Here is a 14118-nt window from a genome sequence, read left to right as displayed (position 1 = left end):
CTTCACTGGTAAACGTTCCTGTATCGCCCCAAAAAATAAAGCGGGTCGCTCGATACAGGGCTGTTGAGCGCGAACAGTGCAGCCCGCGTAGCTTGTGATAAGCCCATTTCCATCCATGTTTGTTCGCGCTGCTCATGGTATCCCCGATGTTAAAGATCATCCGTTCCCTGATGGTAGCGAGGATAAAATGAATAGCCAGCGAACGATTACATTTTTCTGAAAAACGAATGTTAAGTACGCCGGCAGCATTAGTCGTAGCTGCTGCTGATCCTTCCTTAAGCCCGCCAAGAGCGGGCTTTTTTACGCCTGGAGAAAACCATGACCGAAACAGAAAAAGCTCGCGACATTCTTGCACGCACCCTGTGGGGTGAGGCACGCGGCGAGTCGTTGAGTGGCCAGTCTGACAACGAGCTAGCATTCAAGGCCGTCTGTAATGACCGCTAAATTGTGTTGAGCACGTGTCAGCTGTCAAGAAATGGAAGATTCTCTTTTCGAACGACGCGAGCAGCATCATCGTATAGAAACGGGAGAAACATATAACGGCGACCTTTGGTTACAGGAGTGGCTTCGTGCAACAGTGAACACGAAAACACCACAGCTCCTCCTGTTGGAGCGCTGTAAAGCATTTTTCCAAACTCTGGAAAATGCAGTAAACCGCCTTCGTACTCTCCCGTATTAAGAAACAAGGAAACGGCAAAACGGCGATGCGCTGTACCCTTCGTGGTGTTATCCCTATGGGGCCGGAAATGCCCGCCTTCATCGCTGTTGTAGCAGGCCACCAGATAGCGCTCCATTCGAGTGGCATTGAACTGAAACGCTTTATGTAGCTCTGGAAGCAGACGGTTGGCTATACGCAACGAACATGCTTTGGATAGAACCTCGTCTTCAATAATGCAGTCACGACGTTGCTTGTGGCCATGGTCGGTGATGTGGACGGTTTTGCCCGACTGCTCCACCATAAACCCGGACTCCTCTCCGCCACGTTCGTCGTAGTAACTTATTAGTGCTTTACACAGCTTGGGCTCAAATATACGGGGAATCACCAAGACTGGTGCATGTGGAGTGGCGGCATGTGGCGGCGCCAGTGCGGGCAATCTATCCAGAAAGCGCATTAACGAGGGTACATGGTTATCAACCGGCGTCTCTATCGGGACGATGGCCAGGACACGTAACGCAGGATCCAGCACGTAGGTCATTTGCCTGATGCTGCCGTCTATCTGCAATGTACCGTAGAGCTTACTAACTGACCGATCGAAGTCCCAGATGAAGCGCATGCCAGGTATCGAACTTTCTACCCGCTTCAGCTTTTCATCCTCTGGATCTACGGAAACACCAAAGAAGCAGACATGATCGTCATTGAACCGCTGGCGATGGGCTCGAACACCTTCCAGAACTTTAATTGATGCGGGATCAGCCGCAGAACCAAAAAAAGAAAGCACTACATACCGACCGGCAATAGTGTCGAAACAAAAACTCTCTCTTTGTTGAGTGCGGCAATGGAACCAAGGGGCAGGTCCACCGACTGAAAACGCTGTGGCGCGCATCACAACTCCTTGCCGGTAGGCAGTGGATCGCTATTAGGAACAAAGCCAGGAGACTCATGCTGAGCACTGCCTCTTCCCCAAAGGTGCCGCGTACAAATTGGCCTACGGTGCCGTTCACTGCGATGCCAAAGCAGAAAGAACTCCAAGCACTCGTAAAGCTAGTTCAGTCTTTATGAAGCTGCCCAGAACGCTGATGAAGGGAGTTTTAAGCGATCGACAGGACGTCGAAGAAGAGGCGGTTCAGAAAGGATTTGCCGTAGTTTTATGAGGGGGGCGGAAATAGGCAAAAAGATGCGGAAACGATCGCGTCACCGACGCATCCAGCCACCAAACCCCAGAAACGACAAAGCCCTGAATAATCAGGGCCTTGTCGTATAAAGATGGCGGAGGCGATGGGATTCGAACTCATGGACCTGTTACAGTCGACGGTTTTCAAGACCGTTGCCTTAAACCACTCGGCCACACCTCCGTTTGCGTTGCGGGCGCCATAATACCTGAATGAAACACACTGTCAAACTCTCTGCATAGCTTGTTACAGAGCGTCTGTTATGATCTTTGCGACTGAACGTTTCAAACCAACAGGAGTGTCGCCATGCGCGAACAGGATTACGCAGTTAATAACAGCGTGCAGGCTGAGCAGCTAGAGGTTAGCCGCGTCCTGCGCAACACATACGGCTTGCTCGCCCTGACCCTGGCATTCAGCGGTGTGACAGCTTACGTTGCCCAGCAGATGCGTGTTGGCTACCCGAACATTTTCGTGGTGCTGATCGGCTTCTACGGTCTTTTCTTCCTCACCAACAAACTCCGTGATTCGGCCTGGGGCCTGGTGTCGGCATTTGCCCTGACCGGTTTCATGGGTTTCCTGCTGGGCCCGATCCTCAACCGTTACCTGGGTATGCAGGGCGGCGCTGAAGTGGTCAGCTCGGCTTTCGCGATGACGGCGCTGGTGTTCGGCGGTCTGTCGGCGTATGTGCTGATTACCCGCAAGGACATGAGCTTCCTCGGCGGTTTCATCACGGCAGGCTTCTTCGTGCTGCTGGGTGCGACGCTGGCGGGCATGTTCTTCCAGATCAGCGGTCTGCAACTGGCGATCAGCGCAGGTTTCGTGCTGTTCTCCTCTGTCTGCATCCTGTTCCAGACCAGCGCCATCATTCATGGCGGCGAGCGTAACTACATCATGGCCACCATCAGCCTGTATGTATCGATCTACAACCTGTTCGTCAGCCTGTTGCAGCTGTTCGGCATCATGGGTCGTGACGATTGATCGTAGGCCTTGAACTAAAAAACCCGCTAAGGCGGGTTTTTTATTACCTGGAACTCAGGACTATTCGACAATAACGATGCTGCCGTCGGCTTGCTGGCGGTAGATGGTGTAGGGCAACAACAAGGTGTCGAGCGCGCCAGAGATGACCACATCGATCAGTACAATAGCGGGGGCAGGGCCATGTACCTGCGCATCCCGACCCTCTTCGAGGGGCGCGTTCAGGTAGCAGAAGTCGTAGGTCACGCCGCTGTAGATTCGCGGTACCGCGCCGCAATAACTCTTTTTGTCCTTGAGGCTTTTTGCGGCTACTTCGTCACTGCGTACAACCGTTTGAATCGTGCCGCAACCCGCAAGCATCATTGCTACGAGCAGCATTGCCTGAATTTTCATGCCGTCAATCCTTCGCCGGAAACCGTCAATCTACTTCAGGCTGAAACAAATATCACTCACGCCATAGGCGGCAACCGGCGCTTGACCGGAGTCTTCTTGACGATTGCCGTATTGGTTTCAGCGTGGGTATTGAGGCGGTCGAGCAGGGTGTCCAGTTGTTCCATCGAGCGCACATGCAGGCGCGCGATGAAGCAGTCGTCGCCGGTGACCTTGTCGCACTCGGTGAATTCGGGAATGGCCATGATTTGCCGTTCCACTTCCTGCAGTTGGCCCGGCAGCGGGCGAATGCGCACGATGGCCTGGAGTTGATAGCCAAAGCTTTTCGGGTCGATTTCTACGGTGTAGCCCTTGAGCACGCCGCGCTCTTCCAGGCGGCGCAGACGCTCGGCGACGCTGGGGGAGGACAGGCCGCTGATTTGCGCCAGGGCCTTGAGCGAACGTCGCGAGTCTTCCATCAGGGCCGTGATCAGCACCTGGTCGATGTCATCGGTCATGGCGAAATCCTCTGTTAGGCATTTTTTCAAAACTGCCTTGATAAAAAAGGTAGATCCCGAGTTTAGCCTGCTTTTTGCTCTGGAGTAGCGCCTGGGTGCATTGGCATACTTTGGCCACAAATACAGGAGTCTGATGATGGACAAAACCCTACGCCGCGGTTCGTTCGAAATGACGGCCGCCATGCTGATCTCCGGCACCATCGGCTGGTTCGTGCTGGTGTCCGGGCAACCGGTGCTGGATGTGGTGTTCTGGCGCTGCCTGTTCGGTGCCGGCACCTTGCTGCTGATTTGCGCGGCGTTCGGCTTTCTGCGCCCCGGTATTCTGACCCGCACGACCTTCCTGCTGGCGGTGCTCAGCGGTGTGGCGATTGTCGGCAACTGGGTGCTGTTGTTCGCGTCCTATTCCCGGGCGTCGATTGCCATCGGCACCGCCGTCTATAACGTCCAGCCGTTCATGCTGGTAGGGTTGGCGGCTTTGTTCCTCAACGAAAAGATCACCGCGCAGAAACTGACCTGGCTGGGCGTTTCGTTTCTCGGGATGCTGGCGATTGTCAGCGCCCATGGCAGCGAGGGCGAGAGCGGCGGCGATTACCTGATGGGCATTGCCCTGGCCTTGGGTGCAGCGTTTCTCTATGCGATTGCCGCATTGATCATCAAGCGTTTGACGGGAACCCCGCCGCATTTGATCGCGCTGATCCAGGTCAGTACTGGCGTGTTGTTGCTCGCGCCATTCGCGAATCTTTCGGTATTGCCGCAGGCGCCGAGCGCGTGGGCCAGCCTGGTGACGCTGGGCATGGTGCACACCGGCGTGATGTACGTGTTGCTGTACGGCGCGATTCAAAAACTGCCGACTGCCCTGACAGGCGCGCTGTCCTTCATCTACCCGATTGCGGCGATTTTCGTCGACTGGTTTGCCTTCGGCCATCGCCTGGAGCCACTGCAATGGATCGGAGTCGCGGCGATTCTGCTGGCCGCTGCCGGCATGCAACAAGGCTGGTCGCTGAAGTTTCGGCGCACGGTGACGCCGTAACCCGCGACCCAGGCGTCAGATGTTCCAGCGCGACGCGTTACTGGCCAGTCGCTGGCGCATCTCACTGACGTTGGCGGCCAGTTGTTGAGTCAGTAGGCGATACCCGTCCAGCGTGCTGTAGACCGGCGTATCAAGGCTGACCAGCGGCAAATCCATGGGCCGATTGAGGCGCTGGGCGGCGCCTGATTTCAACGCCCGGGCCATGCCGATCAATTGCACGCGAATCTGTCGATGCTCGGCTTTCAATGCCGTTTGCAGGAGCGTCATCGCCTCGGGGTCGTTGACATCCGGTCGGGTATTGCCGAGGATTTCCAGGGTACTGACGCACATGCGCAGATTGCGCTGGATGGCATCCAGTTCAGTCATGGAAATCTTCACTTCCTTGGACACCGACGGCATCAGTGAGCGAAGTTGCACCATCACCGCATTCAGGCGAGTCATGAGCTTGAGGTGTTCGTCGGCAGTGATGGCTTGGCCGTCAATGATGCGCCCGTAGATTTTCGCGCAATCACGCAACGCATCGGCCAGGTTGTAGCGCCAGGAGTAAACCGCATACAGCGGCAGGGCGAAGGAAAACGCCAGGGCCAGCGCAATGCCGATCAGGATATCCACCCCGCGCCACAAGCCATCGGTGACCGGGTTGTCGCCGTGCCCCGCGACGATAAACACGGTAATCGCCGACAGCAGCGCGGTGTATCCGCCCTTGCCGATGGCGTGATACGAGAAAAACCCACAGACCACCGACATCGCAAAATAAGTCAGCCACGGCATCCCGAGCCAGGCCTGTTGTGCCACCAACGCCAGGCCGACACCGGCGCCGATCAAGGTGCCGATGGCGCGCTCGGCGGCTTTCTTGCCGATGTTGCCATGGTGCTGCAAGCCGCCGATCACCACCAGCATCGTCACTGACGCCCACTCACCGTGGGGCAGATGGATGCCGGTGGTCAGCAGGATCGTCGCCAGCAACCCGAGCGACACTCGCACCGCATGGATCACCCGGGCATGACGGTAGCGCCGGTACGGGTCCAGCAACGGACGCAGCAACCGGCGCAGCAACGGTGGCAATCGATGGGCTCTGGATGTACTCAGGCTGGCTCTCCTCAGAAGATGTAGTCGGTGGTCAGGAAGCTCGAACTGCGGCCGCTGATGATCTCGCTGATCAGGTCCTTGTTGGTTTCCTGGAACTTGGTGGCCACCAGGGTGCGGATCGAAAACACCCGCAGGGCGTCATGGACCGACAAGGTGCCTTCGGCCGAGTTCTTGCGACCATTGAAGGGATAGGTGTCCGGGCCGCGCTGGCACTGGGCATTGAGGTTGATGCGCCCGACCTGATTGGCGAAGGTGTCCACCAGCCGGCCGACCGCCACCGGGTTGGTGCCGAAGATGCTCAATTGCTGGCCGAAGTCCGACTCCAGCACGTAGTCGATCACGGTATCCAGATGACGGTATGGCACGATGGGGATGACCGGGCCGAACTGTTCTTCCTGATAAACGCGCATCTGCGGCGTGACCGGGTACAGCACCGCCGGGTAGAAAAACGACGCACGAGCCTCCCCACCGTTGGGGTTGACCACCTTGGCGCCTTTGCTCTCGGCGTCCGCCACCAGTGCATGCAGATAGTCGACCTTGCCCGACTCCGGCAGGGGCGTCAGGGCTACTCCAGTTTCCCAGGGCATGCCGGGTTTGAGGTTGGCAAGTCTGGCATTGAATTTGTCGATGAAGGACTCGACCACGTCTTCGTGGACAAACAGGATCTTCAACGCCGTGCAGCGCTGGCCATTGAATGACAGCGAGCCGGTCACCGCTTCACTGACCGCATTGTCCAGATCCACTTCCGGCAGGACGATACCCGGGTTTTTCGCATCCAGGCCCAGTGCTGCGCGCAAGCGGTGTGGTTTCGGATGGAGTTTTTTCAGGTCGCTGGCGGCCTTGTTGGTGCCGATGAAGGCAAAGATGTCGATCTTGCCGCTGGCCATCAGCGCACTGACCGTCTCGCGGCCGCTGCCATAGATGACGTTGATTACCCCGGCCGGGAAGCTGTCGCGGAAGGCTTCCAGCAGCGGGCGAATCAGCAGCACGCCGAGCTTGGCCGGCTTGAACACCACGGTGTTGCCCATGATCAGCGCCGGGATCAGCGTGGTGAAGGTTTCGTTCAACGGATAGTTGTAAGGCCCCATGCACAGGGCCACGCCCATCGGCACGCGACGGATCTGGCCTAGGGTGTCCTGTTCCAGTTCGAAACGGCTGGAGCGACGGTCGAGTTCTTTGAGCGCGTTGATGGTGTCGACGATGTAGTCGCAGGTGCGGTCGAACTCCTTTTCCGAATCCTTGAGGTTCTTGCCGATTTCCCACATCAGCAACTTGACCACGGCGTCGCGCTGCTCGCGCATGCGCCTGAGGAAGGTTTCGACGTGCTGGATGCGCTCGGCCACGCGCATGGTCGGCCACAATCCCTGGCCGCGGTCGTAGGCGCGCACGGCAGCGTCGAGGGCGGTCAATGCGGTCTCGGCATCGAGCAACGGTGTGCTGCCGAGGATCACTTGCTCGTCGCCATTCGGGCCGGTCAGGTACACCGGGCTGCGGACCTGAGCCAGTGGCCCGTTCCAGGTTTTCAGCACGCCATCGACCAGGTACTCACGCTGCTCGGTCTGGCCGTCAAGGCGGTACTTTTCCGGGATATCGGCGGGGCTTGGGAACAGGTTCTGGAGAATATTGGCTATGGTCATGTCGCTACCCCTCTGGATTGGGTGATGCATTGATGAATCGTTTTAGCAGACCTCAGCAGCCCTTGTCATGACTCGTTTCAGCGTTTTGCCGCACAGCGTGAAGGATCGCGGTTTTATCGAACCCATCAGTCATGGCCTCAGAAGCTCCCCTTGTTGGCCCCCAATGCCCTCAACCCGCCCACGCCGGGTGCCTTAGTGTTGACCTCGTCTTGATCACAACAAAAAAGGTGCACCCGGCTGACCGGGCAGCCAATGAGAGGACAGCCATGCGGGCCAGCCGATTAACTGAAAAGCCTAGCCTTTGTTTGGCCTTGGCGGGGTGCGTCTTTGCGGCGTTGCTGGCGGGGTGCGGCGAAGAGCCGAAAAACCCGCCGACCCGCAGCGAAGCAGGTGCCGCGAGGCCCGCCGACACCGAGTTGGCGCAGGTCTACGACAACAGCTGCAAGCTTTGCCACGCCAACCCGGCGGCCGGAGCGCCGCTGACCGGCGACATCAAGGCCTGGCAACCACGGGTATTGCAGGGCGCCGACACGCTGCTCGACCACGCGATCAACGGTTACAACGGCATGCCGCCGATGGGCATGTGCATGCAGTGTTCGCAAGAACAGTTCCTGGCGCTGATTGCCTTTATGTCCGGCCAGCAAATCCAATAACAAGAACGGCAGGGTGCGATTCATGACGATGGACCTGACACGGCGTCAGTTATTGCAACGGGCGAGCGTCATTGGCGCCTTTACCGCGCTTGGCTCGACCCCGGCACTGGCCGAGCTGCTGCGCGCGCCACGCCTGATTCCCTGGCGCAACTGGTCGGGCGGCCAGAGTTGCCTGCCGGCGGCGCGGCTGGCGCCCAAGAACCTGGATGAGTTGACGCAAGTGGTGCGCCAGTCCCCCGGCAAGATTCGTCCGGTGGGTTCGGCGCATTCCTTCAGCGCGCTGGTTCCCACCGACGGCACCTTGCTGTCGCTGAGCTATTTCACCGGTTTGCTCGATCACGATGCGAAAACGCTGCAGGCCGAGTTCGCCGCCGGCACGCCGATGTCACGCATGGGCACGCCGCTCAAGGACATCGGCCAGGCCCTGCAAAACATGGCTGACATCGACTATCAGACCCTGGCCGGCGCGATCTCGACCTCGACCCACGGTACCGGCAAGCACTATCAATCGTATTCGGCGCATGTCTGCGGCTTGCAGTTGGTGACCGCCAGCGGCGACGTGCTGGACTGCGACGCCAGCCGCCATCCTGAAGTGTTCAGTGCAGCCCGGGTGTCTCTGGGGGCGTTGGGCGTGGCCAGCAAGGTGCGCCTGCAAAACCGCCCGGCGTATCGCTTGCGGGAGCGGCAGTGGATCGCCAAAACCGAAGAGTTGCTGGAGGACCTGGACAAGAACACCCGGGAAAACCAGCACTGGGAAATGCTCGTGGTGACCCATTCCGACTACGCCTTGTCGATCGCCCTGAACGAAACCACCGACCCGGCCACACCGCCGGTGCCGGCGGACGAGGAGGGTGGCAACGAGTTTGTCACGCTGATCGAGAAGATCGACAAATACGCCAGCGACTTCCCGGACCTGCGCCGCACCCTGCTCAATAGCCTGCGCCACCTGGCCAGTTTCGATGACCGGGTGGGTGAGTCGTTCGACATCTACGCCAACGTGCGCACGGTGCGTTTCAACGAAATGGAATATTCCGTGCCGGCCGAATACGGCCCGGCCTGTTTGCGCGAGATCCTCAAACTGATCCAGGACAAGGACCTGCGCACCTGGTTCCCGATTGAATACCGGTACGTCAAGGCCGACGACATTCCCCTGAGCATGTTCGAAGGCCGCGACAGCTGTTCGATCTCGGTCCACCAGCATTACCAGATGGATCATCACAACTTCTTCGCCGCCGTCGAGCCGATTTTCTGGAAGTACAACGGCCGGCCGCACTGGGGCAAGTTGCACACGCTGAACGCGAAAAGCCTGCAGCCGCTGTACCCGCGCTGGCAGGAGTTCATCCAGGTGCGGCAGGCGCTCGACCCCAGCGGCAAATTTCTCAATGCGCATCTGTCTTCCATTCTGGGGGTGAGCTGATGGCCGTCAATCGCCGCAATTTCTTGCTTGGCGCCGCGGGTGTCGGCGCCTTGTTGGTGGGTGCAGGTGCGTGGCTGCGGCCGGGTGACCGAGGCGCGCCGTACAGCGATTACTTCCGTACGCTGAACTGCGAACTCAAGGACCACGGGCCGATGCGACCGGTGATGCTGATCGACCTTGATCGGCTGGATCACAACATCGATGTGGTGATGCAATCGGTCAAGCGCGCCGGCAAGCACCTGCGCCTGGTGGAAAAATCACTGCCGGCGCCGGGGCTCCTGGCCTACATCGCCCGGCGCGCCGGCACCCAACGCCTGATGTCGTTTCACCAGCCGTTTCTCAACCATGACGCGGTGCAGTTTGCCGAGGCCGACATTCTGCTGGGCAAGCCGCTGCCGGTGCGTTCGGCCGAGCTGTTCTATCAATCCCACAAGGGGCCTTTCGACCCTTCGACGCAATTACAATGGTTGCTCGATACGCCGGAGCGCCTGCAGCAATACCTCGCCCTGGCTCAAGGGCTGGGCACGCGAATGCGGGTCAACATCGAACTGGATGTCGGACTGCATCGCGGTGGCGTCAGCGACCTTGGCGTACTCGGGCAGATGCTGACGCTGATCAGCCAGCACCCGCAGCACCTGGAATTCGCCGGGTTCATGGGCTACGACCCGTTCGTGGGCATGGGCGTGCCGGGGATTCTGGGGTCGCCCGAGGAGCTGTTCGCCAAGGTGATGGTGATCTACAACCGCTGTGTCGATTTCACCCGTCAGCAATACCCCGGTTTGTGGCGCGAAGGGCTGACCCTCAACACGGCCGGCAGCCCGAGCTATCGCATGCATGAACACGAACAGCTCAGCAGCGAAGTGTCGGTGGGGACGGCGATGCTCAAGCCCACTCACTATGATTTGCCGTCTCTGGTGGAGCATGTGCCGGCCGCTTATATCGCTACGCCGGTGTTGAAAAGCACCGGGGCGGTGAACATTCCGGCGCTGGATGACAAGTCCAGGCTGTTTTCCTGGTGGGATACCAATCAGCGCGAGACGTATTTCATCTATGGCGGTAACTGGATGGCAGAGTTCGAATCGCCAGCGGGGTTGCAGAGCAATGGCGTGTATGGCCGCAGCTCGAACCAGGAAATGGTCAATGGTTCGGCGGCGGTGGGGTTGGCGGTTGAGGACCAGGTGTTCTTGCGCCCGACCCAGACGGAGTCGGTGTTGTTGCAGTTCGGGGATTTGCTGGCGGTTCGGGGTGGGAAGATTGTGGATAGCTGGCCGGTGTATTCCTGAGGAAGATTCTGAGTCTGTTAAACCGCTATCGCGAGCAAGCTCACTTCCACATTTGGAATGCATTCCAATGTAGGAGTGAGCTTGCTCCGGGCGGCGTTCCGACGATAGCGTCAACTCAGTCAAAACGCATAGGGAATGCTGACCTTCGCCCAAAGCATTTCCCCTTCAGGTCGGTTTTCCACGTCGAACTCCTTGGCCCAGCGAATCTCCGCGCTGGCGTATTTGAGAAAGGTCCAGTGCAGCGCCGGACCAATGGCAAACACCTGCCCGCGCACCCCGTCGTTCACGTCTTGGCCATTGAACTGCACGGTATGGCCGAACTGTTTGTCGTCGGTGGTTTGCTTGAGGTAGTAGCCGTTCAACCCGAGCATCAGGTCGTCGGTGATCTTGAAACTGGCCGAATAGTCGAAGTGGAAAATCTGCCCCGACTTGTAATCGGTGTCCTTGTTTTTCTCGTTGAAACTGTAGGTGGTCTTCATCGACACCTCGGTTCTGTCCGTCGGCAGCCAGGTGAAGGAGAACAGCGGTTTGTAGGTGTAGAAGTTGTTGCTGGTGTTGGCCAGGCGATCAACGCTGTATTCGCCGGTCGGCACGGTGATTTCGATGGCGGCGCCGAGGGTCAGGTTTGGACCCATGTCCCAGAGAATGATCGGCGCAACCGTTGTGTCGCCCATGCCTTCGCGGGTGTCCTGCAAGCCGAACACCGAGACCTCCTGCTTGAGCCAGGGCTGCGCGATGTAGCCCGCCAGCCGGCCGCCAAACACTCGCAACGGGCTGAGGTAGTCCAGGCGCGGAATGACCGCCGTGGATTCGATCTCGACGTTCGGCACCTTGCCGCCGAGCGAGCTGATGTTCAGCTTCGTGGCTTTGTAGTGGTTGTAGTAGAGGTTGAACGCAACCATGTTGTCCGGAAGGCTGTCGGGTGAAAGCGGCAACATGAAAAAGCCGTCGGTGCCGGTGCCGATGTTGTCCACGCCAGCCTCGGTGGCCAGTGCCGGTTGCAGGGCGCAGACGCCGGCCAGGCCAATGACCAGTAGGGGAAGTGTCGTGCGGGTCGGGATCATGGGTGTACTCATTATTATTGTTAGCGGGCTGTCCGGCATCCATACGAGGGCCGCAACATAGAAATAAGCTGTCTGCGCCCTGCAAGGCAGGGTATTGGCGGCCATTTAGGGGGACTTCTGCGGACAGCCTTTGAACCCTGTGCTAACTTCCTTCGACATAACCGGTTACAAAAATAAGAATGCAGCTCGACCCGGAATGTATGGCCCCATGCAAATGAAAGTGATCGATCCCACCTTTGAACTGGCGCTGGTGTCGCCGTTTCTCCTGCAGACCCTGGCCGAAGTCGCCGAGCAAAAAGGCATCCACCCCGAGAGCCTGTGTCGAGGCTTGGGTTTTACCTTTGAAGACCTGCAGGACCCGGCGCAGCGCATTTCCTATCGCCAGGCCGTGGCCATGATTCAGCGCGCGCTAAAAGCCTTGCCCAATCAGGGGTTGGGCTTGTGGGTCGGCGCGCAGAATGTGCTCGGTACGCTGGGGTTGCTGGGGCATGTGTTATCGCTGTGCAAGACCCTGCGCGATGCCTTTGAGCTGGGCATTCGCCATCAGCACACCTCTGGCGGCATTGTCGTGTCGAGTGTGGAGGAGGCGGGGGATCGGGTGTATGTCGACGCTGAATGCCGCTTGCCGTTCGCCGACGTGCAGTTGTTCGCGGTCGAGGAGTTCTTCGCCAGCCTGCTGGTGTACGGTCGGGCGCTGGTCGGGGCGAATTTCAAGCCGATGGCCGTGGAGTTCATGCATGCCGCGCCGGATTATCTCGGCGAATATTCGCGCCTGCTGGGGCCGGACGTGCGTTTCGGCTGCCTGCAAAACCGCATGGTGATCGATGTGCACTGGCTGGACGTTAATCTGCCCAATCACCATTCCCTGGCCCTGCGTCAGGCAGTGAAACTGCTCGAACTGGAAGCCGCGCAGGTGCACCAGAAAATGGATCTGATCCAGGCGGTGGAACGGGCGATTGCCCGGGACCTGACCGAGGGCAGCCACATCGAGAAAATCGCCGGCGACCTGAACATGAGCAGCCGCACCTTGCGCCGGCGCCTGACCGAACACGCGCTGACGTTCGAAACGCTGCTGGAACAAGTGCGCCAGGCCCGCACCATGAGCCTGCTGGCCAACCCGGACATGTCCATCGAACGCATCACCGAAGAAGTCGGCTACAGCGACGTGCGCAGCTTTCGCCGGGCTTTCAAGCGCTGGACCGGCATGAGCCCGAGTGCGTTCCGCAACGAAAGCCCCAGCGTGGTCTGATCTTTTTGTGATGAGCAGCTTCTGTGGCATAGGTTCCTGGGCCCGGATGGCACACAAACCCTCGTACTCCGGTTAAACTCCGTGCTCTTTTTCAAGGAGTTCATATGAGCCATTACCAGCCGGGCATTCTCGCCACCCCCGTTCCGCCTCAAGCCCGCCATATGTTCTTCGCCCTCGAATCCGTCGAAGCATTGCCGGTCGCACTCGACAACTTGATGCAACTGGTGGACGGAAAATCGGCTGTCGTCGGCTTCGGCGAATCCCTGGTCAAGACGCTGAATGGGCAGATCGAAGGCCTGCGTACTTTCCCGGCACTGGCTGGGGTCGGCGTCGACAATCCGTCGACCCAACACGCGCTCTGGTGCTGGCTGCACGGTGAAGACCGTGGTGAGTTGCTCAACCGCAGCAACGCCATCGAAGCGGCACTGGCCCCGGCGTTGCGCCTGGTGCAGATGAACGAAACCTTCCGCCATATGAACGGCCATGACCTGACCGGCTTCGAAGACGGCACCGAGAACCCCCACGACGCAGCCGCCGTGACCGCCGCCCTGGTGGGTGAGGGCGCGGACGGCACGGTGGGTGGCAGCTTTGCCGCGATCCAGCAGTGGCAGCATGACTTGAAAGGTTTCCATGCGCTGTCGGCGGATGAAAAAGACAACATCATGGGCCGCCGCTTGAGCGATAACGAAGAGATCGACGACGCGCCGGTTTCCGCCCACGTCAAACGCACCGCCCAGGAAAGCTTCGCACCCGAGGCCTTTGTGGTGCGCCGTTCGATGCCGTGGATCGAAGGCGACCGCGCTGGCCTGATGTTCCTGGCCTTCGGTTTTTCCCTCGATGCCTTCGAAGCCCAACTGCGCCGCATGAGTGGCCTGGAAGACGGCATCACCGACGGTCTGTACCGCATCAGCCGTCCGATCACCGGTGGCTACTACTGGTGCCCGCCGCTCAAGGACGGTCGACTGGACCTGCGCGCATTGCGCGTCGGCTGAGCAGCAAGGAGT

The 14118-nt window shown here is 59.1% G+C and carries 13 protein-coding genes, 1 tRNA gene and 1 pseudogene; 8 read left to right on the top strand and 7 right to left on the bottom strand.

Annotated elements, in window-relative coordinates; genetic code table 11:
• Nucleotides 1–318: 318 nt before the first annotated feature.
• Nucleotides 319–399: pseudogene (locus AC1D1M_RS01485) on the top strand (cell wall hydrolase); the annotation flags it as partial.
• 62 nt (nucleotides 400–461) lie between these two features.
• On the opposite strand, the gene AC1D1M_RS01480 reads toward AC1D1M_RS01485, so the two are convergent.
• Together AC1D1M_RS01480 and AC1D1M_RS01475 are read right to left on the bottom strand one after the other, a co-directional pair.
• Nucleotides 462–1544 (bottom strand): 2OG-Fe(II) oxygenase, encoded by a 1083-nt coding sequence (locus AC1D1M_RS01480; RefSeq protein WP_477774195.1) that lies wholly within the window; start codon nucleotides 1542–1544, stop codon nucleotides 462–464.
• Nucleotides 1545–1925: 381 nt separating this feature from the next.
• Nucleotides 1926–2013, bottom strand: a tRNA-Ser gene (locus AC1D1M_RS01475).
• 123 nt (nucleotides 2014–2136) lie between these two features.
• Between AC1D1M_RS01475 and AC1D1M_RS01470 the strand changes: the two genes are divergently transcribed.
• A complete protein-coding gene (locus tag AC1D1M_RS01470; RefSeq protein WP_007995889.1) occupies nucleotides 2137–2808 on the top strand; it encodes a Bax inhibitor-1/YccA family protein in 672 nt (223 codons plus the stop codon).
• 60 nt (nucleotides 2809–2868) lie between these two features.
• Here AC1D1M_RS01470 and AC1D1M_RS01465 read toward each other — a convergent pair whose 3' ends face one another.
• Nucleotides 2869–3198 carry a YceK/YidQ family lipoprotein gene (locus AC1D1M_RS01465; protein ID WP_477774194.1) on the bottom strand — a complete coding sequence of 110 codons (330 nt, stop codon included), beginning with the start codon at nucleotides 3196–3198 and terminating at the stop codon, nucleotides 2869–2871.
• A 56-nt stretch (nucleotides 3199–3254) separates the two neighbouring features.
• On the bottom strand, nucleotides 3255–3692 hold the full coding sequence (locus AC1D1M_RS01460; protein ID WP_007973356.1) for an Lrp/AsnC family transcriptional regulator: 438 nt from the start codon (nucleotides 3690–3692) through the stop codon (nucleotides 3255–3257).
• A 136-nt stretch (nucleotides 3693–3828) separates the two neighbouring features.
• On the opposite strand from AC1D1M_RS01460, the gene AC1D1M_RS01455 reads away from it, so the two are divergent.
• Nucleotides 3829–4722 (top strand): DMT family transporter, encoded by an 894-nt coding sequence (locus tag AC1D1M_RS01455; protein WP_477774193.1) that lies wholly within the window; start codon nucleotides 3829–3831, stop codon nucleotides 4720–4722.
• Nucleotides 4723–4737: 15 nt separating this feature from the next.
• Here AC1D1M_RS01455 and AC1D1M_RS01450 read toward each other — a convergent pair whose 3' ends face one another.
• The gene (locus tag AC1D1M_RS01450; protein ID WP_477774228.1) at nucleotides 4738–5778 is read right to left on the bottom strand and encodes an FUSC family protein; all 1041 of its coding nucleotides are present in this window, start codon (nucleotides 5776–5778) and stop codon (nucleotides 4738–4740) included.
• 44 nt (nucleotides 5779–5822) lie between these two features.
• The gene (locus AC1D1M_RS01445; RefSeq protein ID WP_477774192.1) at nucleotides 5823–7448 is read right to left on the bottom strand and encodes an NADP-dependent glyceraldehyde-3-phosphate dehydrogenase; all 1626 of its coding nucleotides are present in this window, start codon (nucleotides 7446–7448) and stop codon (nucleotides 5823–5825) included.
• A gap of 266 nt (nucleotides 7449–7714) precedes the next feature.
• Here AC1D1M_RS01445 and AC1D1M_RS01440 point away from each other — a divergent pair, with 266 nt between their 5' ends.
• The 3 genes from AC1D1M_RS01440 (at nucleotide 7715) to AC1D1M_RS01430 (ending at nucleotide 10801) form a co-directional block, all read left to right on the top strand.
• Nucleotides 7715–8101: a c-type cytochrome gene (locus tag AC1D1M_RS01440; protein WP_477774191.1), complete on the top strand. Its 387-nt coding sequence runs from the start codon at nucleotides 7715–7717 to the stop codon at nucleotides 8099–8101.
• A 22-nt stretch (nucleotides 8102–8123) separates the two neighbouring features.
• On the top strand, nucleotides 8124–9518 hold the full coding sequence (locus AC1D1M_RS01435) for a D-arabinono-1,4-lactone oxidase (protein ID WP_477774190.1): 1395 nt from the start codon (nucleotides 8124–8126) through the stop codon (nucleotides 9516–9518).
• 74 nt (nucleotides 9519–9592) lie between these two features.
• Nucleotides 9593–10801 carry a DSD1 family PLP-dependent enzyme gene (locus AC1D1M_RS01430; protein WP_477774227.1) on the top strand — a complete coding sequence of 403 codons (1209 nt, stop codon included), beginning with the start codon at nucleotides 9593–9595 and terminating at the stop codon, nucleotides 10799–10801.
• A 119-nt stretch (nucleotides 10802–10920) separates the two neighbouring features.
• Here AC1D1M_RS01430 and AC1D1M_RS01425 read toward each other — a convergent pair whose 3' ends face one another.
• Entirely contained in the window at nucleotides 10921–11865 is a 945-nt protein-coding gene (locus AC1D1M_RS01425; RefSeq protein WP_477774189.1) for a SphA family protein, read from the bottom strand.
• A gap of 208 nt (nucleotides 11866–12073) precedes the next feature.
• On the opposite strand from AC1D1M_RS01425, the gene AC1D1M_RS01420 reads away from it, so the two are divergent.
• Nucleotides 12074–13114, top strand: coding sequence for an AraC family transcriptional regulator (locus AC1D1M_RS01420; protein WP_477774188.1), 1041 nt, complete (start codon nucleotides 12074–12076; stop codon nucleotides 13112–13114).
• Between the two features lie 104 nt (nucleotides 13115–13218).
• Entirely contained in the window at nucleotides 13219–14106 is an 888-nt protein-coding gene (locus tag AC1D1M_RS01415; protein ID WP_477774187.1) for a Dyp-type peroxidase, read from the top strand.
• The last annotated feature ends 12 nt before the right edge of the window (nucleotides 14107–14118 follow it).

The sequence above is a fragment of the Pseudomonas sp. P1_F7 genome (assembly GCF_056405655.1).
The sequence above is the reverse complement of the archived record's forward strand: the minus strand, read 5'-3'. Positions and strand labels throughout refer to the sequence as shown.